The 26192-nt window shown below is 38.4% G+C and carries 20 protein-coding genes, 1 pseudogene and 1 riboswitch; of the genes and pseudogenes, 17 read left to right on the forward strand and 4 right to left on the reverse strand.

The window, feature by feature from the left end:
- The first annotated feature begins 100 nt into the window (after positions 1-100).
- Positions 101-2995 carry an insulinase family protein gene (locus ACQV2R_RS03535; RefSeq protein WP_428891837.1) on the forward strand — a complete coding sequence of 965 codons (2895 nt, stop codon included), beginning with the start codon at positions 101-103 and terminating at the stop codon, positions 2993-2995.
- A gap of 70 nt (positions 2996-3065) precedes the next feature.
- Here the strand turns inward: ACQV2R_RS03535 and ACQV2R_RS03540 are convergent, their stop codons facing one another.
- The gene (locus ACQV2R_RS03540; protein WP_428874139.1) at positions 3066-4019 is read right to left on the reverse strand and encodes an NAD(P)-dependent oxidoreductase; all 954 of its coding nucleotides are present in this window, start codon (positions 4017-4019) and stop codon (positions 3066-3068) included.
- 333 nt (positions 4020-4352) lie between these two features.
- On the opposite strand from ACQV2R_RS03540, the gene ACQV2R_RS03545 reads away from it, so the two are divergent.
- The gene (locus tag ACQV2R_RS03545; RefSeq protein ID WP_428881909.1) at positions 4353-6095 is read left to right on the forward strand and encodes an ABC transporter ATP-binding protein; all 1743 of its coding nucleotides are present in this window, start codon (positions 4353-4355) and stop codon (positions 6093-6095) included.
- Positions 6082-7827: an ABC transporter ATP-binding protein gene (locus ACQV2R_RS03550; RefSeq protein WP_428874137.1), complete on the forward strand. Its 1746-nt coding sequence runs from the start codon at positions 6082-6084 to the stop codon at positions 7825-7827. The genes ACQV2R_RS03545 and ACQV2R_RS03550 overlap by 14 nt, the downstream gene beginning before the upstream one ends.
- Positions 7828-7908: 81 nt before the next feature.
- Here ACQV2R_RS03550 and ACQV2R_RS03555 read toward each other — a convergent pair whose 3' ends face one another.
- The gene (locus ACQV2R_RS03555; RefSeq protein WP_428891838.1) at positions 7909-8592 is read right to left on the reverse strand and encodes a histidine phosphatase family protein; all 684 of its coding nucleotides are present in this window, start codon (positions 8590-8592) and stop codon (positions 7909-7911) included.
- A 158-nt stretch (positions 8593-8750) separates the two neighbouring features.
- On the opposite strand from ACQV2R_RS03555, the gene ACQV2R_RS03560 reads away from it, so the two are divergent.
- Complete coding sequence (locus tag ACQV2R_RS03560; protein WP_428881906.1) at positions 8751-9602, forward strand: YihY/virulence factor BrkB family protein; 852 nt, start codon at positions 8751-8753, stop codon at positions 9600-9602.
- A gap of 63 nt (positions 9603-9665) precedes the next feature.
- Positions 9666-10877, forward strand: a complete 1212-nt coding sequence (locus ACQV2R_RS03565) for an FtsW/RodA/SpoVE family cell cycle protein (RefSeq protein ID WP_428874133.1) — start codon at positions 9666-9668, stop codon at positions 10875-10877.
- Positions 10878-10927: 50 nt separating this feature from the next.
- Here ACQV2R_RS03565 and ACQV2R_RS03570 read toward each other — a convergent pair whose 3' ends face one another.
- Positions 10928-11659, reverse strand: a complete 732-nt coding sequence (locus ACQV2R_RS03570) for a gamma-glutamyl-gamma-aminobutyrate hydrolase family protein (protein WP_428874132.1) — start codon at positions 11657-11659, stop codon at positions 10928-10930.
- 130 nt (positions 11660-11789) lie between these two features.
- On the opposite strand from ACQV2R_RS03570, the gene holA reads away from it, so the two are divergent.
- On the forward strand, positions 11790-12809 hold the full coding sequence (gene holA, locus ACQV2R_RS03575) for a DNA polymerase III subunit delta (RefSeq protein WP_428874130.1): 1020 nt from the start codon (positions 11790-11792) through the stop codon (positions 12807-12809).
- Between the two features lie 15 nt (positions 12810-12824).
- Positions 12825-13802: a diaminopimelate dehydrogenase gene (locus ACQV2R_RS03580; protein ID WP_428891839.1), complete on the forward strand. Its 978-nt coding sequence runs from the start codon at positions 12825-12827 to the stop codon at positions 13800-13802.
- A gap of 164 nt (positions 13803-13966) precedes the next feature.
- Here the strand turns inward: ACQV2R_RS03580 and rpsT are convergent, their stop codons facing one another.
- A complete protein-coding gene (gene rpsT, locus ACQV2R_RS03585; protein ID WP_428874128.1) occupies positions 13967-14227 on the reverse strand; it encodes a 30S ribosomal protein S20 in 261 nt (86 codons plus the stop codon).
- 186 nt (positions 14228-14413) lie between these two features.
- Here rpsT and uvrB point away from each other — a divergent pair, with 186 nt between their 5' ends.
- The 10 genes and pseudogenes from uvrB (at position 14414) to ACQV2R_RS03635 (ending at position 26045) form a co-directional block, all read left to right on the forward strand.
- Positions 14414-16411, forward strand: a complete 1998-nt coding sequence (gene uvrB, locus ACQV2R_RS03590; protein WP_428874127.1) for an excinuclease ABC subunit UvrB — start codon at positions 14414-14416, stop codon at positions 16409-16411.
- Between the two features lie 61 nt (positions 16412-16472).
- A riboswitch (THF riboswitch) is annotated at positions 16473-16565 on the forward strand.
- A 75-nt stretch (positions 16566-16640) separates the two neighbouring features.
- Positions 16641-17633 (forward strand): dihydropteroate synthase, encoded by a 993-nt coding sequence (gene folP / locus ACQV2R_RS03595; protein ID WP_428891840.1) that lies wholly within the window; start codon positions 16641-16643, stop codon positions 17631-17633.
- An 8-nt stretch (positions 17634-17641) separates the two neighbouring features.
- Positions 17642-17992, forward strand: coding sequence for a dihydroneopterin aldolase (folB, locus tag ACQV2R_RS03600; RefSeq protein ID WP_428874125.1), 351 nt, complete (start codon positions 17642-17644; stop codon positions 17990-17992).
- 3 nt (positions 17993-17995) lie between these two features.
- Positions 17996-19067: pseudogene (gene folE / locus ACQV2R_RS03605) on the forward strand (GTP cyclohydrolase I FolE).
- Positions 19064-20338 carry a bifunctional folylpolyglutamate synthase/dihydrofolate synthase gene (locus tag ACQV2R_RS03610; RefSeq protein WP_428891841.1) on the forward strand — a complete coding sequence of 425 codons (1275 nt, stop codon included), beginning with the start codon at positions 19064-19066 and terminating at the stop codon, positions 20336-20338. Before folE ends, ACQV2R_RS03610 begins: the two are co-directional and overlap by 4 nt.
- Positions 20325-20858 (forward strand): NUDIX hydrolase, encoded by a 534-nt coding sequence (locus ACQV2R_RS03615; RefSeq protein ID WP_428874123.1) that lies wholly within the window; start codon positions 20325-20327, stop codon positions 20856-20858. The genes ACQV2R_RS03610 and ACQV2R_RS03615 overlap by 14 nt, the downstream gene beginning before the upstream one ends.
- A 131-nt stretch (positions 20859-20989) precedes the next feature.
- Positions 20990-21259, forward strand: coding sequence for a 30S ribosomal protein S15 (rpsO, locus tag ACQV2R_RS03620; protein WP_428874122.1), 270 nt, complete (start codon positions 20990-20992; stop codon positions 21257-21259).
- A gap of 161 nt (positions 21260-21420) precedes the next feature.
- On the forward strand, positions 21421-23526 hold the full coding sequence (gene pnp, locus ACQV2R_RS03625) for a polyribonucleotide nucleotidyltransferase (protein WP_428874121.1): 2106 nt from the start codon (positions 21421-21423) through the stop codon (positions 23524-23526).
- A 228-nt stretch (positions 23527-23754) separates the two neighbouring features.
- Positions 23755-25443 carry a ribonuclease J gene (locus ACQV2R_RS03630; RefSeq protein WP_428873766.1) on the forward strand — a complete coding sequence of 563 codons (1689 nt, stop codon included), beginning with the start codon at positions 23755-23757 and terminating at the stop codon, positions 25441-25443.
- A gap of 2 nt (positions 25444-25445) precedes the next feature.
- A complete protein-coding gene (locus ACQV2R_RS03635) occupies positions 25446-26045 on the forward strand; it encodes an energy-coupled thiamine transporter ThiT (protein ID WP_428874825.1) in 600 nt (199 codons plus the stop codon).
- The last annotated feature ends 147 nt before the right edge of the window (positions 26046-26192 follow it).

Below are 26192 nucleotides of genomic sequence, written 5' to 3' on the forward strand. Positions count from 1 at the left end.
TATAGCAGAAATTATCGCTTCGAAATACTTCTAAATTCTTTTAAAGGGCTTACAATTATGCCATAATGAGAAAGTAAACAAATAATTAGGAGGTCATATAATGACATTTAACAAAATAGAAAGTCAAAACATTCCAGATATTCACTCGGTGGGACATTTATATGTCCATGAAGAAACGGGGGCTCAAGTTCTATATCTCGAAAATGAAGATAAGAATAAATCTTTCACCATTGGCTTTAAAACACCGCCATATAGTGACAATGGAATTACGCATATTATCGAACATTCAGTTCTCAATGGGTCTAAAAAATATCCGTCTAAAGAACCTTTCGTAGAGATTATCAAAGGATCGATGAATACCTTTGTAAACGCTATGACTTTTGCCGATAAAACCATTTATCCTGTCGCTTCAACGAATGACCAAGACTTTAGCAACTTGATGAGCGTTTATTTAGATGCCGTTTTCGAACCGAATTTCCGTCAAAATCCTCAAATTTTAGCGCAAGAGGGTTGGCATTATCATTTAGAAAAGGCTGAGGATGAGCTGATTTATAAAGGGGTCGTCTATAATGAAATGAAAGGGGCAATGGCTTCACCGGATGATCAAATGTATCATGCCATGAGTCAATCCTTATATTCAGACTCTATTTATCAATATGAATCAGGTGGTCTACCATCAGCTATTACAGATTTAACCCAAAAAGAATTTGTGGACTACCATCAAGAATATTACCATCCAAGCAATTCATTAACCGTTCTTTATGGTGACCTAGATATTAACCATGCTTTTGAGAGGTTAGAAGAATACTTTTCAGGAAAAGGCAAAACACCAGCTGTAGATTTAAAATTTAATATCCAAGAGCCAAGTCAAAAAGAAATTAATAAACACTATTCGATCACTGAAGGAGATGACCCAGCTGATAAAGACTATCTATGTTTAGCTTGGCATGTTTCGACTGCTGACAGATTACTAGAGGCCATGGCCTTTGAAATTTTGGAAGAAATTTTATTCGGTAATAACCAGTCTCCCTTGAAGAAAGCACTCCTTGATGCGGAAATAGGTGGCGACATCAGTGGAGGTCATGATTTACCTGGTTATACTGAAGTTTTTATGATTCTAGCTAAGTACTCGTCTGCTAATAAGATGGAGGACTTTAAAAAGGTTGTTAAAGAAACCTTAGCTAAATTGGTTGATGAAGGAATTGATCCAGCAATTATTCAAGCTTCCATTAATAAAATTAGCTTCCGTTTGAAAGAAAGAGTCATTTCAGAATCACGTCCTCGCGGCCTTTTTTATACCTTATCGGCTTACCAAACCTGGTTGTACGACTTTTCACCTTTTGACATTCTTTCCTTCTCTGAGAGGTTAACAGAATTGCGAAAGCTTGCCAAAGAGGGCTACTTTGAAAAATTAATTGAAGAAAAATTGTTAAACAATAACCACCGTGTGGCAATCACGCTTGAGGCAAGTCCAGGACTAAGTGATCAAAAAGAAGCCAAGCAAGATCAAGAACTACAAGCATACAAGTCTCAACTCTCTCAACAAGAGGTAGAAGATTTGGTAGCTTCCACTCAAGCCTTAATTGAACGTCAAGTATCGGTCGATAAACCAGAAGATTTAGCTAAAATCCCTATGTTAACTAAGGAAGACTTAACAACAGAAACAGAAGAATTACCTTTGACAATTAATCCGCTTGAAAAGAGTCAAGGTAAGTTTTATCATGCAGACCAATTCACCTCAGGCATTGATTACTTATCGCTTTATTGGGATATTCGTGATCTTGAAGTCGAAGAATACTCACGCCTTTCATTATTAGCCAAGTTGATGTCAGGCCTTGCTACAAAAAACTATTCTTCTGATCAATTACAACAGCAAATGGATACCCACACCGGTGGCATCTTAGCCTCAGTAGATATCGTTCCCAAATTAGACGGTAGTATTCAAACCTATTTTGCCTTAAATGGAAAAGCACTGGAAGCTTCATCCGATCATTTGATCGACTTAATGCAAGAAATTATGACTTCGACCTTGATTGAAGATCAGCAAGAAATCTTACGCATCATCCAAGAATTAATTGCCGGTTTTGAAAACCGTATAAACTTTGGGGCTCATGTTTTAGCCCTTAAACGCGCACTGAGCCAGTATAAGCCAGCTCTTAAATTAGAACAAATGACTTCAGGCATTGATTTCTTTAATTATTTAAAAGAATGCCGTGACTTACTCAAAGAAGGAAAAGGCGATCGATTATTAGACCAATTAAAGACTAGCTATCAAAAAATTCTTAACTTTAACCGTCTAAACATTTTATATACCGGTAATCAAGAGCGAGCAAGTTTGGTTAAAAATAAGGTGCTTAAAGCGTTTAATCAGCTTCCATCAAAAGATTTAGGACCTTTGCAAACTTATCCAAGTGGCAAGAAACAAAATGAAGCCTTTGTCACCGCTCAAGATGTCAACTATGTTGGTCTTGCGGCTGATGCTAGTGACCACCTACAGTATTCAGGTGCTTCTAAGGTCCTGAGCAATGAATTGAATTTAGGCTATCTTTGGAATACCATTCGTGTACAAGGTGGAGCCTACGGTTCTGGTTATGGTCATGATCGGTTAGGTTCTTTATATATGATGTCCTATCGTGATCCTAATATCCGCCAATCAGTAGAAAGTTATCTAGCGATTCCTGCTTATGTGCGCCAATTAGAGCTTTCAGAAAGCGAGCTACTTAAGAATATCATTGGCAGTCTTTCACCATTAGAACGTCCTAAATCAGCACACGAAAAAGGAGTAGAAGCCTTCACCTTGCATTTAACTGGCTTAGATTATCGAATGATTAGTCAGTTAAAAGAAGAGATGATTGCAGTAACGAATGAGCAACTAAATGATTTAGCAGATGGATTAGAAAACGCACTTCAAGATTACACTTTAGCAGTTATTGGTAATAAGGCGAAAATTGAAAAAGATAAAGACTTATTCGATGTAATCTATGAATTATACTAAGCTATTTAACTGGTTCAAATTGAAAGAGAAAAAGCATCCTATTTTTTAGGGTGCTTTTTTATAAGGAGTATTAAACTAAGTTTTGTGGTTGATTTTCAAGATAACGATAGATGTTTTCAAAAGCGATTTGAGCTCTTAAATCCATCGCTTCATGGGTAAAGTAACCAACATGAGGAGACAGTAGGATGTTTGGTGCGGTTAGCAACGGGTGGTCTTCACGAAGAGGTGCCTCGCTATCAAAGACATCAATTCCGGCTCCAGCAATCTCTCCATCCTTTAAGGCTTGGGCTAGGGCATCACTATCAATGATTGGACCGCGAGCGCAATTAATCAAAACGGCTGATTTTTTCATAGCTTGTAATTGATCTTTTCCAAAGAATTGCTGGGTTTCGCGGTTAAGTGGAAGGTGGATAGTGATGATATCACTCTTAGCTAGTAATTCTTCTAAGGAGGAGTAATCCATTCCCATATTGATTAATTCCTGATCACGACTGCGATTGAATCCCATTAAGTTAGCGCCAAAGGCCTTGAATAATTTAGCCGTTTCTTTACCAATTTTTCCAGTTCCAATAATTCCTACCGTCTTGCCTTTAATTTCAGAGCCTTGCCGAATACCAGGAAAGTCTTCGGTCATTCTTACTTCTTGGTCGCTAGCCTTGAGTTGACGGAATAAATTAAGCGTCATCCCTAGGACTAATTCAGCGACGGCTGTATTGGCATAGCCAGCGGCATTCGAAACTAAAATGTCGCGATCTTTGGCTTTGATTAAAGGAATATGGTCGACGCCAGTAAAAGCCACATTGATATATTTCACCTGATCTAGCTGGTCTAAAACTTCTTCAGGCAAAGGATTGTTAGCTAAGGTAAGAATATCTGCCCCTTGACTGCGTTCAATCAATTCTTCTGGATGGGTCGTTTTTTCAGGGTAATATTTAAATTCATGGCCTGCTTCTATTAAAGGTTTTGCCAGTTCTTCAATCCGTTCTTGGGGGACTTTTAAGTTTTCTAGAACAACAATTTTCATAAAAAAACCTCCTAATTAAATAATAACTCTAATTATACGATACGCTATTGACAATTAATTGCAAATAAAATGAAATCAGTGTTTACAGATTATATGAAAAGGTATACAATAGATTCATTAAATTTAGAAAGGAGTTAAAACAATGAACACTATGAACTTATTTGTCTTTCATTTAATTATCACAAAAACTCCTTTCATAATAAATAGGAAGACTCACTAGCTAATTGATCTAGGAGTCTGTCATTATGCAAAAAGACACCTATTTAAGGAGCACCTTAAATAGGTGTCTTTTATGCTTACTTATTATGAAAGGATCTAGGAAGAAGGAGAGAGATGTTAGCAGCATTATATCAATTTATTAAGGAACATAAAATGGCTTATTTCATTGGCGGCCTACTAGCCATTTTATCAGGCTTATTAGCTATCGTTCCCAATTATATTATTCAATTATTCATTGATGCCATTGTCAAAAAATCTTTAGATTCAAAGACTTTAATTTTTTATTTAGCCGTTTTCTCAGTAGCGGCTGTATCAAATTATATCGTAGAGGCTTCTTGGTTGGTGATTCTTTTTGGTCGTTCATCACTTTTCACCAAGCAAGTCCGTCAAAAATTATTTCGCCGACTCACTTATTTAAAATTACCTTTTTATGAAAATTACCGCTCGGGTGATTTAATGACGCGGATGACTTCAGATATAGATCGTTTGGGGGAAACATTAGCTTATGGTTTTCTAATTATCATTTCAGATGGATCTTGGCTGATTTCAATTCTTTTAGTCATGTTTATTACTATTTCCTGGAAATTGACCTTAATATCAATTATTCCTTTAATTCTTTTTGGGGTGATCATTCATTTCCTAGGACAAGAAGCCGATAAACGCTATGAAGCCAGCCGCGATGCGGTAGCTAAATTGTCTAACGAAGTGCTTGAAACAGTTGATGGGGTACGCGTAATCCGTGCCTATGGAAAGAAAGACTTAGAGCAGGTGCGTTTTCAAGAAAGAACCAAAGATGTTGTCAAACAAACCAATGTGATGAACTTCTTATTTGGTTTTTTTGGACCTTCTGCTCGTATCTTTTCTGGCCTTTCCACAGGGATTGGTCTGGCCTTAGGGGCATACTACGTCAACCAAGGCCAATTATCAATTGGTCAATTGATTACCTTCCAAATTTATCTCGGTATGTTTAATGAAGTGATTTGGGGGATGTCTGATTTGATTGCGATCTATCAACAGGGTCAAGTTTCACACCGTAAGATTCAAGAAATCGAAGAGGCTGATGATCTCTTTGGCAAAGAAGGCGACCGATCGATTAGTCAGATTGAACAAATTGATTTCAAAGATTTTCAGTTTGCCTATCCTGATGATCAAGAGCCAGTTATTCAAGCCATTAATTTTTCTTTAAAGGCGGGTCAAACTTTAGGAATTGTTGGCAAAACCGGTTCAGGTAAGTCGACCTTAGTGCGACAACTCTTACGCCAGTATCCTGTTGAAGATCCTGAATCCTTAAAGATTAACGGCCATCCGATTGCTGATTATCATTTTGAACAATTAGCTAGTTTGATTGGTTATGTTCCTCAAGACCATGTGCTTTTCTCTCGCTCAGTCAAAGACAATATTCTTTTTGGAAAGTCTGATGCGACAGAAGCGGAGCTGAACGAGGCCATTGAAGCAGCTGATTTTACTAAGGATATGGCCCATATGAATAAGGGCTTAGAAACCTTAATCGGTGAAAAAGGGGTAGCCATTTCAGGTGGACAAAAACAAAGAATTGCGATTGCCCGTGCTTTAATTCGTAAGCCGGAGCTTTTAATTATGGATGACTCCTTGTCTGCAGTAGATGCTAAAACCGAAACGGCTATCATTAAAAATATTCAAGCAGCACGTCAAGATAAAACCAATATTATCATTACCCATCGTCTTTCAGCTGTTTCGCATGCAGACTTAGTTTTAGTCTTAGAAGATGGGCGCATCATTGAAAGAGGAAAACCTGAAGAACTATTAAAAACTAAAGGTTGGTATTACCAACAGTATCGTAATCAACTAATGGAGGAGGGCGAAAATGGAAACTTTTAAACGTTTATTGTCCTATTTGAAGTATGCTAAATGGAAATTTTTATTAGGTGTTTTCTTCCTAATTGCTTCGGTCGGCCTTTCTGTTTATGCTCCTTTATTAGCTAAAGATTTAATTGATTATGCAGCCAATCAAGTCAGTAATAATCAAATCATTGAACAAGGCAAGGTAATTAGCTTCTTCATTCGCTATGTCTTGATTTTGGTTTCTTCGGCAGTCCTTTCTTACTCTGCATATATTTTAATGGCTTTTGTGGCCAATCAGTTGAGTAAAAAGGTGAGGGATCAAGCCCATCAGCATATGCAAACCCTACCAGTTTCATACTTTGATGATAAACCGGCTGGAAAAATTGCGGCTCGAATTGTCAATGACACGGAAGTTTTGCGTCAGTCCTTTTATCAAAACTTTTGTAACCGTATGTTGATTAACTTAATGACGGTCATTGGTATTTATGCCGCCTTACTCTACGTCAATTTAAAAATTGGTTTAGCCTTTCTTTTATTCATCCCACTTTTTATCGTTTGGCAAGTTATTTATATGCGTAAAATTGCGCCAGTCAATACTAAATGGCGTGAAAGTATCTCTGAATTAAACAGCAAAACGGCTGAGATTATTCAAGGGGTAACAATTGTTCAAGCCTTTGGACAAGAAGAAATGCTCAATGATGAATTTGAAGCAACCAATGAAGAATGGTATCAATCAAGACTCCAATCCCAAAAGATTGATTCTAGACTCTCTTGGTCCTTGGCTGATTTATTAAAAAATATGGGTATCTTATTGGTAGTGACCTATTTAGGAACTCAATACTTAGAGGGCATCTTAGGTATTTCTGTCGGTAAATTATATGTGTTAATTAATTATGTATCGCGCCTTTTTGATCCGATTACACAAATTGTGCGTTTAATGACTATGTTGCAACAATCTTTAGTTTCAGGCTCTAGGGTCTTTTCCTTGATGGATCACCCCAGTGAAAAAGATCAAGCAGCAGTCTTTGAAATGGGTGAGGGGCGTGTTAGCTTTCAAAATGTGAACTTTGCCTATAAAGGCGATCAAAAAGTCTTAAAAAATATTAATTTTGAAGTTGAGCCTGGTCAGACAATTGGTTTAGTCGGTCATACCGGTTCAGGAAAATCTTCGATAATTAATTTAATTTTCCGTTTCTATGATCCACAAGATGGAACGATTTTGATTGACGGCCAGGATATTCAAGACTTTTCGCGTGAGAGTGTTCGAGCCGATATGGGTATCGTCCTACAAGAGCCCTACCTTTTCTCAGGAACCATTGCTAGTAATATCTCTATGAATGATCCGGAGATCAGCCAAGAAAAGATCATGCAGGCTATCGAACAAGTTGGGGCCAAAGAAATGATGGCTAAATTAGAAAAGGGGATCGATGAAGTAGTGGTTGAAAAAGGTCAATCCCTTTCTTCAGGGGAACGGCAGTTAATTTCCTTTGCGCGTACCCTGGCTGCTGATCCTAAGATTTTAATTTTAGACGAAGCAACTTCACATATTGACACTGAGACTGAAACGATCATTCAAGCAGCCATGAAAGTGCTACAAAAAGGTCGGACAACTTTTATCATTGCGCACCGCCTATCGACTATTCAGCATGCCGATCAAATTATTTTGATGGATAATGGCGAAATCAAAGAAAAAGGCAACCATCATGAATTGATGGCTTTAAATGGACAGTATGCCGAAATGTATCGGATGCAGGCTAAGGTTTCCTAGTTTCTAAATTCTCAAGCAAAAAACACCGGGTAAATGCCCCGGTGTTTTTATTGTTTAGGATTAATTTATAAAATGGCTGACTTATTTATCGTAGATAAAATGCTCAGTTTGATTAAAGGCGTTTAAACGAAATTGTCCGTCACGATATTCAACAATGGATAGGGAACAATTAGATAGGGGTTGTCCACTCTCGAAATCTGCCACTAAACCGTGAATTAGATTGCTAATGGCCATGCCATGGCTCATAATCAATATTTTTTGATTAGTTCCCGCATGCTTATTTAATAGAATTAAAAGTCCTGATTCAATCCGATCCCAAAATTCAACATAATTTTCAGCCCAATGTTCAGGGTCTAAATGTTTTACTAGCTTTAGAAATTTAGGCATTTCAATTGGTTTATCCATTTTTTTTACGTCAATACCACCGGCCAATAAATGCTCATCCACTGCATCATACAGATTGGAAGCTGGTTGACCTTCAAATGAACCAAAGAAGACTTCCCGTAATTCCTTCATTAATTGGATTTCGTAGTGGTTTTTGTGATGGTTTTCATCCAGAACATAGCGGAGAGTTTCTTGCGTTCTGTGTAAATCGCTGGAATAAACCGCATCAAAATGGATATCTGCAATGCCGCGACCAGAAGCTCTTGCTTGCTCAATTCCTTTAGCAGTTAGGGGGGCATCGGACCAACCTTGCACTTGACCATTGTGATTAAATATCGTTTCACCGTGCCGCATAAAGTAAAAAGTAACACCGTTAGACATAAATTCCCTCCGTTCTTTATTCTCTTTAATTATAACCTTATTGCCAATTATTGTCTAAGCAATCCGATTGAATTTATCGATTTTGCTTAGACATTCAAGTGCAATTACTCAATGATTATGGTAATCTATAGAAGTTATAAGAAGGGAGAGTAGCCTAAATGGGGTTGTTAAATACCAAGTCTAAAGACCAAATCAAAAGCTTAGTTGTCAAAATAAAAAAGCAGCTTGATGGGCTTTCTTTTGGCTCATACGCGGCGGAAGTTTCTTACTTTATTCTCTTAGCCGTTGTTCCTATTCTCTTAGCCTTTTCCAACTTGATTGTGCTCTTACCTTATTCTTATGAAGAAGTCATTGTCTTTTTGAGAACTACTTTGCCTGGACAAGTGGCTAAGTCCTTAATCCCAATGATTCAACAGTACTATCAAACAGCTTCTACTAGCTGGGTGCCAATTGGTTTAGTCTTAGCTTTATGGCCTGCTTCCAATGTGTTTAATGCCTTGCAAAGAGTGCTCAATCAAATATATAGGGTAAAGAGCAAGAGACACTTTTTGATTCAACGCTTATTTGCCTATCTTTTTACCTTAGTCAGCGTCTTAGTTATTTTAGTTTCAACCTTTATTTTTACTTTCGGTGAGTATTTACTGACTTGGATTGACCAGTATTTAAGAAGTGATTTGAGCTTTTTGTTTACTTGGTTAAGAGGGGGAAGTTGGGGGTCTTTATTTTTCCTCTTTATTTTTCTAGTGATTGTTTATACCTATTTACCGCATCATCAATTAAAATATACTAAAGCTATTCCAGGATCCTTATTCTCTGTATTAACGTTTACTCTTTTAGGTAAATTATTTGGAACCATTATTCAATTTAATCAATCACTTAATAGTAACACTGCCTTGGGTGCAATTTTAGTCATCATGTTTTGGATTTATCTAAATTGTCTCATATTTTTTATCGGCGCTTTTATAAATGTTTTAACTTTAGATTTTAAGGCAGTTAATAAGAGACTTTAATGAAATGATTCGATCTATCAAATCCATCGATTAAGTCTTATCCTTAAGGAGGAAGAAATATTAATGCAAATAAATAGAAGAATTGCTAGTTATCAAGAAAATCGAATTGATTATGGCATTGTTTTAACTGTTTTGTTGTTATGTTTAGTGGGCTTAGCCGTTGTATATGCAACTACCGCAATGATTTCCAACCAAGGAATCGGGCCGACCTTACAACAAGCCTTGTGGTACGCCTTAGGTTCTCTGGTCGTTATTATCGTTATGCAGTTTGATAGTGAACAGTATTGGAAATTATCTATTTACTTTTACGGTATTGGTCTGTTTTTACTGGTGCTCGTCCTTTTTTTCCATGATCGCCAAACAGCAATCATGACGGGAGCTAAATCTTGGTTCAAATTAGGTTCTTTATCTTTTCAACCTTCAGAGTTGATGAAACCAGCCTTGATAGTTTATCTGTCACGATTGGTAACCGAACACAATAATCAAAATACTAATCGAACGATTCAAAGCGACTTTATCTTGATTGGTAAACTCTTATTGGCTTCCGCACCTGTATTAATATTAGTGCAAATGCAAAATGACTTGGGAACTAACTTGGTCATGCTGTCTATTATCGCTGGATTGATTCTTTTATCCGGTGTTTCATGGAAAATTTTATTTCCAGCTTTTTCAGTTGTTTTCATTGTTGGTGGGGGATTAATCTTACTGGCCGTCTTATTCCCAGATGCCTTACTGAAAATCGGCTTCCAACCTTATCAGTTAGGCCGGATCACTACTTGGTTAGAACCCTTCTCAGACACCAGAGGTGAATCTTACCAACTGGTTCAATCGATCTTAGCGATTGGATCTGGTCAACTCTATGGTAAGGGCTTTGGCATTTCCGAAGTGCCAGTTCCGGTTCGTGAATCAGACTTTATTTTTACGACTATTGGTGAAAATTTTGGTTTTTTTGGTGCGGCGATTATTCTGGTGATTTATTTTGTTTTGATTTATCAAATGGTTCAAACTTGTTTTGAGACTCAAAATGAGTATTATACTTATATTTCTGCAGGAGTTATTACCATGATTCTTTTCCACGTTCTAGAGAATGTGGGCATGACTATCGGTTTACTGCCAATTACGGGAGTACCATTACCCTTTATCTCTCAAGGGGGATCGGCCATACTGTCCAATATGGTCGGAGTGGGTCTGATACTCTCTATGCGTTACCATCACCGATCCTATATGTTCTCAGAAGCTGACCCTTATATGTACGGTGATCGTAAGCAATACTAAAACAAAAACGAATCCTATGCAGGATTCGTTTTTGTTTGATTAATTAAAAATTACTGCTTATTTTTAGCCCGTTCTACCAAATCTTTAAAGATAGCTCGACTGCTTTCTTGATGTTTGTAAGTGAGTTCAGGGTGCCATTGGACAGCTAAAATATCCACATTTGGATCAGTGGATTCAATGGCTTCAACCAGATGGTCACCTGACCAGGCAATGGCTTTTAAGTCTTTACCCAGCTCTTTAATGGCTTGATGGTGAAGACTGTTGACGTAATCACCAGTTCCCATCCAATTACTTAAACGTGAATTGGGATCAATTTTAACCCGGTGGGTCATACGGTTTAATTCTGATTTTTGCACGTGTTGAATAGCCCATTCTGGATACAAGCTGAGGTCTTGATAGAGGTTCCCACCTTGAAGAACATTAATTAATTGCATACCACGACAGATACCAAGGATTGGCTTGCCAGCTTGCATAAAATGTTTAATTAATTTTAATTCATGGTGGTCACGGTCGATATTTAAAGATCCTAATTTTAAATGAGGTTCTTCTTGATAAAAACGTGGATCCACATCTTGTCCACCAGTTAGGATCAGACCGTCTATACGGTCAATAATGGCTTCAATTGGATATTGGTTATTGATGGGTAGAACGAGTGGAATCCCTCCCGCTTCAATAATAGCTTCTACAAAAAAGTGAGGGGTGTAAGTAGCATCGAAGGCTGCATATCGAGGGTCGTTTTGAATGGGTGTAATACTACCAGTAATTGCGATGATTGGTTGCATAATAAATTCCTTTCTGCGACTATAATGATATTCCTATTATACAAGAAAGTGCCTGCAAGTTAAAAGGCTTTATAGCATACAAAGCATAAAATATTTGGTACACTAATGAGAGAGGATGAGGAGGGGCATTATGGACTTTCAAAAGGCAAAACAGGCTTTGGTTCAGGGTAAGATTGATAATGTTTACTGTCTTCAAGGCAGTGAAGTCTATCTTCAACAAAATTTTCGACAAGCTCTGGCTCAAAAAATTGAAAATTTGGCCGGCGAACTAGACCTTTCTAGCTTTGACGCTAATGAAGTATCCATTGACACTGTTTTAGATGAAGCAGAAAGTTATTCGTTTTTTGTCGACCAACGCCTCATTATAGTGGACCAAGTAGATTTTCTAAACAGCCAAGCTCAACAAAAAATGACTGATGGTCAAACAAAGCGCTTGTTGGATTATTTGAAGGATCCTAATCCCGCTACTTGTATTCTTTTTATCGTCCCTCATGATCAAGTGGATAAAAGGCGAAAATTAACCAAGGCATTCCTGAAAGAGACGACTTATATTAATATTTCTCCTCTAGGAGAAGCGGCTGTTCAGTCCTTTATTCAAAGTTATATTCAAAGTGCTGATTTTGAGATGACTACAGAAGCCCAAAAGGCTTTGTTACAACGTGTAGATTATCAATTGAGTCAAGCAGTGGCTGAATTGGAGAAGTTGAAACAATTTGCTCAAAGTGGTCAAAAGGTTACCCTGGAAGTGGTAAATTCTTTAGTCACACGCAGCCTAGCTTCAGATGTCTTTGAATTGACCAATGCTATACTAGCCCGCAAGCTTGATCGCTCGATTCAAATTTATCAAGACTTAATATTAATGAAGCACGATCCCATTCAACTACATGCCTTAATCGTTTCGCAGTTTCGCTTATTTTTACAAGTTAAACTCTTACAAATGCAAGGAATAAAGCAAGATGAAATAGCTCAAACACTCTCTGTCCATCCTTATCGAGTGAAATTAGCCCTTCAAGCCAGTCGACCCATGCAAATAGGAGAACTTAGTCAGCTTTATTTACAACTCATTCAAGCCGATTACCAAATGAAAACCGGTTTGGGCAATAAGGATACGTCTTTCTATCTGATCCTGACCAAAATCATGCAACTTTAATTAAAGGAGGATCCTATGCAAAAAATTCGCTTAGCCATCGCAGGTTTCGATCAAGTGGGTCAAGCTATTATGGAAGTTATGGATCAACACCAAGACTTAATTATCCAACATATCTTTAGCCGGCAAAGTAAGCAGGACTTCCCACAAGCCTTGCAGTCTTTGCCTATTCATCCCATGGAACAAGTACTTAACTTTAAAGAGTCTATTGATGTCTTGCTAGTCTGTAGGGGTACTACTGAGGATAATCCTGATAATCTAACGGAATATGCGGCTCATTTTAATTTAGTGGATACATATAATTTTTATGCTAAGCCAGCTCTTTTATTAAAATCGATCGATTCTATCAGTCAGGTTCACCATAAATTAGCCGTGATAGGTGTAGGGTGGAATCCTGGTATTTATACAATCAATCAATTATTGGCAGAAGCTGTGATGCCTCAAGCAACTAATTATCGTTTTATCGAAAATGAATGGAGTCAAAAAATGAGTGAAACACTGGCTGGCATAGAAGGAGTAGCCCAAGCAAGTGTATATATCAAAGCCTCTCCTCAAAGTATACAAGCCATTTTAAAAGGGGAAGGTGCTGATTTGCGTTTTTCTGACTATCAAGAAAGAGTGGCTTACCTAGTTTTGGAAGAGGGAGTGAATCCTGACAGGATTCATGATCAAGTACAGGCCTTACCTAATTATCTTTCTCAAGTTGAAAGGAATATAAATTTTGTTTCGAGTGATCAGATGACCAAGCTTTCAAAGGAAGCCAAAGCGGGTCGGCTGATTCGGACCCTTTCAGACAATCAAGAGCTTACTACTTATGATTTGAGCTTAAGTTTTAATCACCCTCGATTTAATCAAGCCCATTTACTGCTGGCCTATGCCAGAGCGGTTTACCGTTTAGCTAGTGAAGGAAAATCAGGAGCCTTAACACAATTAGATGTTCCAGTGTCTTATTTAAGCAAGCACAGTCGACAAGAACTACTTAATCAGTATCTATAAAATGAAGTTCAACATAAAAAGCATCCTTCTTAAAACCTTTCGATTAGGGTCTGTAACAAGATTTATCGGCTTGTTGTTAGGCCCCTAATCAAACAAGGATTAACGAGGATGCTTGGTCTGATTAATCAGTAAAACAAAAAAAGCTCCCAATGGAAGCTCAATTATTATTTAGCAGATGCAATTAATTTAGCTAAACGAGATTTATCACGTGCTGCTTTGTTGTGATGAATTAAGCCTTTAGTTGCGGCAGAGTCAATAGCTTTAACTGCGGCTTGGTATAATGCTTGAACATCACCTTCGCCCGTTTCAACTGCTACGCGAACTTTTTTCATTGCAGTTCTTAAAGCAGAAACTTGAGTGCGTTTACGGCTAGAAACTTTTTCAGTTTGACGTGTACGTTTTTTTGCTGATGCTGTATTGGCCATGAATGGTCACCTCTTTTCAATAAATCTAGTCTAAGTCTGAAAACTTAGTCAACAAGAAATATTATACAGAAGACAATGTCAACTTGCAATAAAAATAAGTCAGATTATTTAATAAGCATTGAACTTGTGAGACAAGCAAAAGTTGTGTAATTTATTAAGAGCAAAAGCATAAATGGAGGCGAGTTTTTGAAGAGTAATAAATTTAGGGTGGTATCACCTTATGAACCAGCTGGTGACCAACCCCAGGCAATTAAAGAGTTAGCGGCTGGTTTAAGAGCAGGGAAAAAAGAGCAGATTTTACTTGGGGCTACTGGTACGGGTAAAACATATACAGTGGCTAAGGTAATTGAAGAAGTCAATAAACCAACATTGGTCCTAGCTCATAATAAAACACTAGCGGGTCAATTATATTCCGAATTATTAGAATTTTTCCCTGATAATGCGGTCGAATATTTTGTCTCCTACTATGATTATTATCAGCCAGAAGCCTATGTGCCATCTTCTGATACCTATATCGAAAAGGAATCCAGTGTCAATGACGAAATTGATAAGTTGCGTCATTCAGCTTCTTCTTCTTTATTAGAAAGAGACGATGTGATAGTAGTCGCCTCAGTGTCGTGTATTTATGGTTTGGTTGATCCGGACATGTATCGTGAGCATGTACTTTCTTTACGTCAAGGTCAAGAAATTGCCCGTGACCAAGTGATGGCTCGTTTAGTCGACATGCAATTTGTTCGCAATGATATTGATTTTCAACGTGGAACCTTTAGAGCCCGTGGCGATGTCCTAGAAATCTTTTTAGCTTCAAGAGATAAAGAAGTCATTCGGATTGAGTTTTTCGGTGATGAAATCGACCGTATCCGTGAAGTAGATGTTTTAACAGGTGAAATCAAAAAGGATGTCGAACACTATCCCATTTATCCGGCTACCCACTTCGTAGCTAATCAAAAACAAACGCAAAGAGCAGTTGAAAGTATTCGTCAAGAATTAGAGGAAAGATTAGAAGTCTTACGCTCTGAGAATAAACTATTAGAAGCTCAGCGACTAGAGCAAAGAACTAACTATGATATTGAAATGTTATTGGAAATGGGCTATTGTTCAGGCATTGAAAACTATTCGCGCCATCTGGATGGGCGTGCACCAGGAGAGCCACCTTATACGCTATTAGATTTCTTTCCTGATGATTTTCTAATCGTTGCTGACGAATCCCACATTACCATGCCGCAGATTCGTGGGATGTATAATGGTGACCGGGCGCGTAAGGAGCAGTTGGTTGAATACGGCTTTCGTCTACCTTCAGCTGTGGATAATCGTCCACTTAAACTCAATGAGTTTGAAGACCATATTAATCAGATTATTTATATCTCAGCCACACCAGGCCCTTATGAATTAGAACATACCAACCATGAATATGTCGAACAAATTATTCGTCCAACAGGTCTTTTGGATCCTGTTATAGAGGTTCGACCGATTAAGGGACAAATTGATGATTTAGTTTCCGAAATTAGTTTAAGAGTGGAAAGAAATGAACGTGTCTTTGTAACGACTTTAACCAAAAAAATGTCTGAAGACTTAACCGATTATCTAAGGGAATTGGATATTAAGGTCAAATATCTGCATTCAGATATTGTGACTTTGGAGCGAACGGAAATCATCCGTGATCTCAGATTAGGTGTTTTTGACGTCTTAATCGGGATTAACTTATTAAGAGAGGGACTAGATGTCCCTGAGGTATCACTGGTGACGATTTTAGATGCGGACAAGGAAGGCTTTTTAAGGTCAGAACGTGCCTTGGTACAAACAATTGGTCGAGCCGCTCGAAACCAAAACGGTCGCGTAATTATGTATGCAGATCGCATCACTAATTCTATGCAAAAAGCGATTGATGAGACAGAAAGACGACGCCAAATTCAAACAGCTTATAATAAAGAGCATGGTATCACACCGACGACTATCAAAAAAGATATTCGCGACTTAATTCGTATCACTCACGATGTGGAAGCAGAAGATCGTCAAGAAAATGTCTTACTAGATTTCAAACAACTATCTCGGATGCAAAGAGAGGAAGAGCTGGAGCGTTTAACCATGTTGATGAAAGCTTATGCTAAAGAAATGAATTTTGAAAAAGCAGCCGAGACGCGTGATTTAATGATGGAGTTGAAAGCGCATTTCAAGATAAAATAAGTAATAAAAATCTAACATTGTAATTTTTAATGTATTCCCTTACAATATAAGGGAATTCAAAAACAGAGTAGGTTATTTACGTAAAGTGCTTCTAGATGGGATGTCGCTAGAAGACGAAGTGATTCTCACGCGATAGATAATCGCCTCCGCTGTTTTCATCTTGTGGAGGGCACTCTTTTGAAGAGTGCTCTTTTTTTGAGTCAAACTATCTAAGTGGGGAGAGTAAAACATGCAAGTAAATCCAAAAAAACAGCCAGTCTTTCGCTTTAACCATCGTGAGATTAAGCATGGCGACCCGACCATTCTCTGTGGAATCGTCAATGTGACCCCAGATTCTTTTTCAGATGGAGGAAAATGGTTTGGTCTAGAAGTGGCCTGTAAGCGAGCGATGGAATTGATTAAGCAAGGTTGTCAAATGATTGATATCGGAGGAGAATCTACCCGTCCGGGGTCGACTTATGTGGCCGTAGAAGAAGAAATCCAACGTGTCGTCCCAGTTATCAAGGCCCTAAGAGCGCAATCTGATGTAATAATCTCAGTTGATACTTGGAAAGCTGAGGTTGCTCAAGCAGCGCTTGCAGCCGGAGCCGATATTATCAACGATATTACTGGACTTTTAGGTGACCCGCGCATGGCCTCAGTGATTGCACCAACTCAAGCTGGTGTCATTGTGATGGCTAATCCAGTAATTGTCCGTCCAGACCATCCTTCCGCCAAGGTCTTTCCGCAGTTTGGAGCAGAAGGCGTCTTTAGCAAAGCAGAATTGGACGCTTTTGCCAAAATGGACGCTGTTGAATTGATGGATAAGTATTTTGATAAGTCTTTAAAGTATGCGGCTGAAGCGGGTATCAAAAAAGACCGCATCGCACTTGACCCAGGAATCGGCTTTGGTTTAACTAAACGTGAGAACTACCAATTAATCCATCAAGCCAATCGGATTCACCAAAAAGGCTTTACCTGCTTCTTAGGGGTTTCTCGTAAACGCTTTATTCAAAACACCCTGCAAGAAGCTGGCTTTAATGTAGATGTTGAAACCGAAGAAGGATTCAAACAAAGAGACGAAGGCTCTGCTGCCTTATCCGCTATCGCTGCTTTTATGGGTATCGAAATGCTTAGGGTTCATGTGGGAAGCTCTCACCGGATTGCTTCGTTAATTGGTAACCACTTGCGCTTATCTGATGGCTTAGAGGATACAAATTTTGCTGCTTATCCACTTAAATAGGAGGAGTTATGTTTAAGATAAAATTAAATAACATGCGTTTTTATTCGCATATTGGCTATTTTCCTGAAGAGAAGAAATTAGGTCAAAATATCGCTGTTGATCTGACGGTGACCATGAAGGCCAGTCTCACGCGAGATGATTTAAATGAAACAGTCTCTTATGCGCATTTTTATGATCTAGTTGCTGAATATATAAAAAAAACACGGGTCGACTTGATTGAAACAGTTGCTTTTGACCTTTTAGATTTAATAAAACAATCCAATCCACAACTAATTAGTCAGGTCAAAGTCAATGTTCGCAAATTACAATTACCCATCGATGGTATTTTAGATTCTGCCGAAATTGAATTGGAGGGATAGAGGATGGCAACTGTTTATCTGAGTGTCGGATCTAACTTAGGAGATCGGATGGCTAATCTGCGAAAGGGGCAAGAGCTGTTAGCGACTCATCCACAAATTGAAGTCTTAAAAGCCTCGGCCTATTATCAGACTTCTCCAGTAGGAGGAGTCGTGCAAGATGACTTCATTAATCAAGCTCTCGCCATTGAAACAGACTTAGATCCTTATGACTTATTGGACTACCTTCATGAAATAGAAGCCGAGTTACTAAGAAAGCGATTGATCGTTTGGGGACCTAGAACTTTAGATATGGATATCTTATATTTTGGCCATCTAGAAAGTGAAGACCCTCAGCTAACTTTACCGCATCCCGAAATAATGAACCGTTTGTTTGTGTTAATTCCTTTAAAAGAAATTATTGACACCAATTTTTATGCTTATTGTCAAATTAATCAAGCCATTGAACATTTAGAAAAGACACAAGACCAAAGAATAGAAAGAGTGGTAGAAAATGAAAGAAATTAATTTGAATCGTATAGAAGAATTAGTTCGTGAGCTTTTAATCGAAATCGGAGAAGACCCAGATCGTGAGGGGCTCATTGAAACACCTAAACGTGTTGCCAAGTCGCTAAAGGAAATTACAGCTTCTACTCGCTTAGAAGAATTTACGGAAGGAAAAATGTTCCCAACCGATGCCAGTCCTAATCAACAAATGGTGGCAGTCAATAATATCCCTTTTTATTCTATGTGTGAACATCATATGTTACCCTTTTTTGGGAATGTTCATGTAGGCTATCTTCCACAAGATGGACAAATTATTGGCCTGTCAAAAATACCAAGATTGGTAAACTATGCTGCAAGAAAGTTAAATGTGCAAGAAAATATTACGCGTGAAGTCGCTGAGGTTTTGATGGAGATTACCCATGCTAAGGGAGTAGCTGTGGTGGTTGATGCCCGTCATATGTGTGTGGAAATGCGCGGGGTCCAAAAAGTCAACTCCATTACCCGTACCAATTATTATTTAGGCGCCTTTAATGAAGATGTTCAGTTGCGGAATGAATTTCTGCAGTCTTTACCTAAGGTGAACGCCTTATGATTAACAGTTTGACCGATGATTTACCAACTATTCTTTATGGTGAAGGAGACCGTCTAAGTGTTTTAAAAGCCATGTTGAAACAATTGGGCCAACCGGACCAAACCGTTAAAATCATCCATATTGCGGGAACTAATGGTAAGGGGTCAACTGCTAATATGATTTCTCATTTATTACTTGCTCATGGATATCGCACAGGACTATTTACCAGTCCTCATTTATATTCAGAATGTGAAAGTATTAAAGTCAATGACCAAATGATTAGTCAGTCAGATTTCAGCTGTATCATGGCGGAAGTTCACCGAGCGGCGATTGTGTTAGGCTTAGACCCACAAAAAGATTTGTCACAATTTGAGACCATCTTTTTGATTGGGATCCTTTATTATGCCCATTTAGCCTGTGATTATCTAGTTTTAGAATGTGGTGTAGGTGGGGGCCTTGATGCGACCAATGCAATTAGCCACTCTGAATATGCCATCTTTACTAAAATTGGTATGGATCATTTAAATTTACTGGGGGATTCTTTGCAAGCTATCGTAGAGACTAAAGCTGGTATTATCCGTTCAAATCAACAAGTCATTGTGGCGCCGAACCAAAAGAACGGAGTGGTTGAGCGTCTTAAACAAATAAGCTCGGAGCAAAAAAGTTCTTTCCATGATAGCTCTGACCAAAAGATTGTTTACAAGCGTCCACATTATTTTCAAGTGGAACTAAATCAAAAAAGTTTTGAACTCTACTTGCCCTTATTAGGGACTTTCCAAAATGAAAATTTAAAGACCGTCTTTAAATGGTATCAAGTATGGTTGGAAAGTGAACAACCTTCTCCTATAGAGACTGACATGACAAAAGCTTTTAAAGACTTAAGAATGGTAGGACGTTTTGAAAAAGTGCAAAGCACTCCCGACATTATCCTAGATGCTGCTCATAATTTAGATGCCATTCAAGAATTAATCTCTAGCATCCAATCATTATATGCTGGTCAAAAGTTGAGCATTTTGTGTGGTTTTCTCAAAGACAAAGATGTACCGGCTATTCTAGATGAATTATTAAAATTAACTGCTGATTTTTATGTGACCCAGCCCGATTTTCCAGATCGAGCGATGGATACCAAAGAGCTAGCAAAACTTTTTGAACAAAAAGGAAGCTCAGTGATTTCTTATCCGGATAGTCGTGCAGGCTTAAAACAACTGATGGAAGACCAAGACGATCCTATTATTGTTGTGGGCTCTTTCCATCTGATAAAAAAAGTGAGGGATTTGTTTGCAACAAATTAATGCAGCAGAGCTTTTGAATAATGCGCAAGAATTGATTAAAGTCTCACCCTTCTTTAATCAGAAGAAGTTTTTAAGGCTCCAAGAAATAATGGATCAATATCCTGCAAGCAATCTCTTGGACCGCAAAAGTCCATTGCACTTATCAGCTTCAGCCTTGGTTTTTCAAGATCAGTCTTTAGTTTTTATTCATCATCCTTATTTACATAAAACTTTATTACCCGCAGGACACGTGGAAATAGGGGAGACCCCTCAAACAACAGCCTTGCGTGAGCTATACGAAGAAACGGGTTTAAAATTCACCTCCCTTACTCAGTCCGAATTAGTAGACCTTAATCTATTTGCCATCCCCGCTAACCCACAAAAAGGCGAAGGGGCTCATTATCATCTAGATTTTAGGTACTACTTCCAAGGGACCACTAAACAAAGCGCTCAATCAGAATTGGCTGTTCACTTATTAGCAGAAGATCAAGCTCCAGACGAATTTCAGCCCTATTTCCAATTAATTAAGAAAACCCCTTGATTATGAGACTGCTTTAAACTATAATTAATCATTGTTCTGTATGAAAATTCAGAACAATGCCCTCGCTCGGTTTAGCGCATCACCAACGCTTTACTTAGCTAGTGGAAATAAAATAGAAAGAGGTGAATAATATGGCATTAACACAAGAACGTAAAACTGAAATCATGAAAGAATACGCACGTCACGAAGGTGATACCGGTTCTGTTGAGGTTCAAGTTGCTGTCTTAACAGAAGACATCAACAATTTAAACGACCATATTAAAACACATAAGAAAGATTTTCACTCTTATCGTGGATTAATGAAGAAAATTGGTCACCGTCGTAACCTTCTTGCTTACCTACGTAACAAGGACGTTACTCGTTACCGTGATTTAATTAAAAGATTAGGATTACGTCGTTAATCCTGCGACTAAAGGATGGCAATTAGCCATCCTTTTTGTTATATTACTAGTAGATTTGTTCGGAGTTTCACACTATACAAAAATGAGTCGTTTAAACTTTAAACGGTTGATTTTTGTTTAGTGCTACTCCGAATGATTAAAAATTTAAAAGGAGTTATGTTATGACAACTAAACAAGTATTTGAAACAAATTGGGGAGGCCGTCCCTTAATTGTTGAAGTAGGACAAATGGCAAAACAAGCCAATGGAGCAGTTTTAGTACGTTATGGCGATACAGTCGTTTTGACTGCTGCTGTCGCTTCCAAATCCCCTTCACCGATGAATTTCTTCCCCTTAACGGTTCACTACATTGAAAAAATGTATGCGGTTGGTAAGGTGCCAGGTGGTTTCTTAAAACGTGAGGGTAGACCTTCTGATAACGCGACCCTGACTGCCCGCTTAATTGACCGTCCAATCCGCCCAATGTTTCCTGAAGGCGTGCGGAATGAAATTCAAATTACTAATACAGTCCTTTCAGTTCAACAAGATTGCTCACCAGAGATGGCAGCTATGTTTGGTTCTTCGCTAGCATTGGCTATTTCAGATATACCATTTGATGGACCGATTGCCGGAGTGGATGTGGGACGTGTCGATGGTGAATTTGTTATCAACCCTACACCCGACCAAAAAGAAGTTTCTGAGATTGATTTAACCGTAGCAGGGACTGCGACCGCGATCAACATGGTAGAATCTTCTGCTAAGGAAGCATCAGAAGAGGATATGCTGGAAGCCTTATTGTTTGGACACGCTAATATTCAAGAATTAGTGGCCTTTCAAAAAGAGATTGTCCAAGCAGTTGGAAAAGAAAAATTTGAATTTGAATTAGTTCAAATCGATCAAGAAATCACTGAGCAAGTCAAGAGCTTATACAATGAAAAAATGGTTACAGCTGTTAAAACACAGGAAAAACAAGCCCGCGATGAAGCGGTTAATCAATTGAGTGAAGAAGCTGAAGTTTTCTTTAGTGAAAAGTATGCCGAAGCAGAAGATTTAGAAGAGAAACTGAAAGATGTTTCTTCGGCTATGCAGGACTTAGAAAAAGAAGTCGTTCGTCGGTTGATTACCCATGACCGTATTCGTCCAGATGGTCGTCAAATAGATGAAATTCGTCCTTTGGAATCTTTGGCTGGCATTTTACCACGTACCCATGGTTCAGGACTCTTCACCCGTGGACAAACGCAAGCTTTATCAGTAGCTACCTTGGCTCCTTTATCCGAACATCAAATTATTGATGGTCTTGGATTAGAAGAAGGCAAACGCTTCATGCATCATTATAACTTCCCTAACTTCTCAGTAGGAGAAACCGGACGAGTGGGTTCACCAGGTCGTCGTGAAATTGGTCACGGTGCGCTAGGTGAGAAAGCTTTAACCCAAGTGATTCCTTCAGAAGAAGAATTTCCATACGTTATTCGTTTAGTGGCTGAAGTATTAGAATCCAATGGTTCTTCTTCACAAGCATCCATTTGTGCCGGTACGCTGGCATTAATGGATGCCGGTGTTCCGATTAAAGCACCGGTGGCAGGAATTGCTATGGGCTTAGTGATGGACGGTGATAACTACACTGTCCTAACCGATATCCAAGGCTTAGAAGACCACTTAGGCGATATGGACTTTAAAGTGGCGGGGACTGCCGAAGGCATTACGGCCTTACAAATGGATATTAAGATAAAAGGAATTACTAAGGCCATTTTAGAAGAAGCTTTAGCCCAAGCTAAAAAAGCCCGTCTCGAAATCCTAGATAATATCACTCGTGAATTAGCTCAACCACGACCAGAATTAAGTCCTTATGCACCGAAGATTGAAATGGTTCAAATTGATCCTGAAAAAATTAAGGTGGTTATTGGTAAGGGTGGTGACACCATTAACTCCATTATTGACCAAACTGGCGTTAAGATGGATATTTCTCAAGAAGGACAAGTTAGCATTGCTTCTTCAGACTTAGCTATGATTAAAAAGGCAAAAGAGATTGTGCTTAGCTTAGTTGAAGATGTGGAAGTCAATAAAATATACGAAGGTAAAGTTATTAGAATTGAGAAGTATGGTTGCTTTGTGGAAGTCCTACCTGGTAAATCAGGTTTGCTTCACATCTCTCAAATTGATCATCGTCGCATTGAAAAGGTCGAAGATGTCTTTGATATTGGGGATACTGTAACAGTCAAAGTAACCAGTATCGATGAAAAAGGTCGGATTGATTTATCACGTAAAGTGTTAATGCAAAAGCCAGAATAATTATTAACGATAAATTTAATAAGTCTTAGCCCCCTCCTATAAATGAAGGGGGCTTATTCTAATTCATTAGTCTTTAATCAGTAGTCGTTGAGGTGGAAAGAGGCTCAAATTTTAATTTAAGGTGGTCTATGTTATAATAACTGAGATAAGCCAGAATTTGACCCCTTAACGGAGATCAAGCTGCTAAGCGTTTAATAAAATATGAAAAAATAATAATAGAGGTGTATTATGAGTGAGATTAAAGTTATTCCCTTAGGTGGTGTTCGCGAAGAAGGCAAGAATATGTATTTGGTCGAAGTCGATCAAGCCATATTTGTGCTAGATTGTGGGCTATTGTATCCACAAGATGATTTATTAGGAATTGATATGGTGATTCCAGACTTCACCTATTTAGAAGAAAATGCTGAGCGTGTAGTGGGGATTTTCTTGTCACATGGGCATGCCGATGCAGTAGGTGCCTTACCTTATTTATTAGATAAGATTGATGCCCCGGTTTTTGGAACCCAGTTAACGATTGAATTGGCTTCTATTTCTGCTCGTAGACAAGGACACGATGACCGCCTTGAAAATTTCCATGTGATTGATTCAGAAACTGAAATTGAATTTGGTGATGTCAATGTTTCTTTCTTCCCTACCACTCACACCATTCCAGATTCAGTCGGAATCGTGATAGATACTAAAGATGGGGCGATTGTCTTCACAGGCGATTTCCGCTTTGATCCTTCAGCTTCTCAAGCTTACCGCACTGATTTTGGTCGGTTGACAGACTTAGGTAAGAAAAAGGTTCTTGCCTTATTGAGTGACTCTGCTGAGGCAGAATCACCAGTGGAAAATGTGAATGATCGTGTTATTACAGAAGAAATAACAGAAGTCTTCCGCAATGCGCGAGGAAGAGTGATAGTAGGGACGATTGGCTCGAACATTATGCGTATTCAGCAAGTCTTAGAAGCAGCTCACCATTCAAGACGAACCATTTTCTTCCCAACCAAAGACCTTTACGAAATTGTCGATGTCGCTTTAAAGTTAGATAAAATTTCTATTCCAAGTCGTGATGTCTTTGGTAATTTTAAAAATATCGATAAATATCAAGAGGATCAAATTGTTATTCTGGCTACTGGCGATGTGGGCGAACCGATTCAAACTATCCAAGCCATGGCTCAAGGTAAGCATAAAACAGTCACCATAAAGGAAGATGATACGGTTTATATTGCAACCACTCCATCTGTTTCAATGGAAAAGAGTGTGACTCGTACCAAAGATATGATTTATAGAGCCGGTGCTCGGGTTATGAGTGTGACAGACCACTTTAAGACATCGGGTCATGCTACACCCAATGATTTAAAATTAATGTTAAACTTTATTCAACCGGACTTTTTACTTCCAGTCAGTGGGGAATACCGTATGTTAAGAGCCCACGGTGATCTAGCCTTGCAAGTGGGAATGTCTGAAGATCAAATTATTATCCCATCTATTGGAGATGTATTAAGCTTTGAAAACGGAAAAGTTATCCAAGCAGGTCAGGTGACAGCAGGGGATGTCTTAGTCGATGGAAGTGGCGTAGGCGATATTGGGAATGTGGTTTTAAGAGACCGTCGTATTTTAAGTGAAGACGGAATTTTCGTTGTAGTCGCGACTATTTCACGTCGTTTGAAGAAAATTCTAGTTGGCCCACAAATTACCTCGCGTGGTTTCGTCTTTATGAAAACTTCCATTGATTTAATTGAAGCTTGTTCAGATATTACGCTAGATGTTTTAGAAAAACACATTGTTTCAGATGATTTTGATTGGAATAATCTTAAGGGCGATCTGCGTGAAAAAATTGGTAAGTATCTATATAAGGAGACTAAACGTCGTCCGGTTATCCTACCGATTATTATGGAAGCTTCAAATTATCAAGTAAAAAAAGGTGATAAATAATTATGAATAAACGCAGTATTAGACAATTTTGGGACATGGTGATTGCTCTTGTCCTATCCCTAATCTTGTTTTTTGTGTCTGATGAAGTAGCCATTAATTTTTTTGGGCTTGAGCTAATTATTGCCTTAATTCCTTTAATGTGGTTGGCATTGCGCCATGGCGCCCCATCAGCTATTATTAGCGGACTTTTGGTAGGAATTATCCAAGGAGTGCTTAACGGGGGATTAGATGATGGGTTAGTCTTAATCGTTCAATGGATTGCTCCCATCTTAGCAGTAGGAGTAACCGGTTTATTTGCGAAATATACACAAAAGACCTTGAACAATAAACGTTACTCTTCTACTTATTTGAATATCTTCACTGGCAGTCTTTTAGCTTTAATATTATTTATTGCTATTCGCCAACTGATTGTGCCATTTGCCTTGGGTGAAGAAGTCTTATTTGAGTTCAATAATCTTAACCATTGGCTAGGTCTTTTATTATCCTGGCTGCTATCAGCAAGTGTCCTAGTGCTGCTTGCGCGATTTATGCCACAAACAATTATTCCCAAACGCAGTAAATATCTTTCACGCAAAGAAACTTCTAGTTTATTAAATGATTAACAAAATTAATTAAAGGGGCTGTATCATAAGTCCATTTTTGCTATAACTTTTAAAATAAGACCCGAGATAAAATGTCCACGCATTTTGTCTCAGGTCTTTATTTTTTCTTGTTCTTGGATATATAACACCAGTTTATTGATATTGTAT

The organism is Facklamia sp. P12937 (genome assembly GCF_050409505.1).
Taxonomy (GTDB): Bacteria; Bacillota; Bacilli; order Lactobacillales; family Aerococcaceae; genus Facklamia.

Bases quoted from the DNA above. Each gene is read 5' to 3' on its own strand.
- ACQV2R_RS03570 (WP_428874132.1), bottom strand. From the start codon at position 11,659: ATGCAACCAATCATCGCAATTACTGGTAGTATTACACCCATTCAAAAC.
- ACQV2R_RS03580 (WP_428891839.1), top strand. From the start codon at position 12,825: ATGCAAAAAATTCGCTTAGCCATCGCAGGTTTCGATCAAGTGGGTCAA.
- ACQV2R_RS03535 (WP_428891837.1), top strand. From the start codon at position 101: ATGACATTTAACAAAATAGAAAGTCAAAACATTCCAGATATTCACTCG.
- ACQV2R_RS03545 (WP_428881909.1), top strand. From the start codon at position 4,353: ATGTTAGCAGCATTATATCAATTTATTAAGGAACATAAAATGGCTTAT.
- ACQV2R_RS03610 (WP_428891841.1), top strand. From the start codon at position 19,064: ATGATTAACAGTTTGACCGATGATTTACCAACTATTCTTTATGGTGAA.
- ACQV2R_RS03635 (WP_428874825.1), top strand. From the start codon at position 25,446: ATGAATAAACGCAGTATTAGACAATTTTGGGACATGGTGATTGCTCTT.
- ACQV2R_RS03630 (WP_428873766.1), top strand. From the start codon at position 23,755: ATGAGTGAGATTAAAGTTATTCCCTTAGGTGGTGTTCGCGAAGAAGGC.
- rpsO (WP_428874122.1), top strand. From the start codon at position 20,990: ATGGCATTAACACAAGAACGTAAAACTGAAATCATGAAAGAATACGCA.
- ACQV2R_RS03550 (WP_428874137.1), top strand. From the start codon at position 6,082: ATGGAAACTTTTAAACGTTTATTGTCCTATTTGAAGTATGCTAAATGG.
- rpsT (WP_428874128.1), bottom strand. From the start codon at position 14,227: ATGGCCAATACAGCATCAGCAAAAAAACGTACACGTCAAACTGAAAAA.
- pnp (WP_428874121.1), top strand. From the start codon at position 21,421: ATGACAACTAAACAAGTATTTGAAACAAATTGGGGAGGCCGTCCCTTA.
- holA (WP_428874130.1), top strand. From the start codon at position 11,790: ATGGACTTTCAAAAGGCAAAACAGGCTTTGGTTCAGGGTAAGATTGAT.
- ACQV2R_RS03560 (WP_428881906.1), top strand. From the start codon at position 8,751: ATGGGGTTGTTAAATACCAAGTCTAAAGACCAAATCAAAAGCTTAGTT.
- ACQV2R_RS03555 (WP_428891838.1), bottom strand. From the start codon at position 8,592: ATGTCTAACGGTGTTACTTTTTACTTTATGCGGCACGGTGAAACGATA.
- folB (WP_428874125.1), top strand. From the start codon at position 17,642: ATGTTTAAGATAAAATTAAATAACATGCGTTTTTATTCGCATATTGGC.
- folP (WP_428891840.1), top strand. From the start codon at position 16,641: ATGCAAGTAAATCCAAAAAAACAGCCAGTCTTTCGCTTTAACCATCGT.
- ACQV2R_RS03565 (WP_428874133.1), top strand. From the start codon at position 9,666: ATGCAAATAAATAGAAGAATTGCTAGTTATCAAGAAAATCGAATTGAT.
- ACQV2R_RS03540 (WP_428874139.1), bottom strand. From the start codon at position 4,019: ATGAAAATTGTTGTTCTAGAAAACTTAAAAGTCCCCCAAGAACGGATT.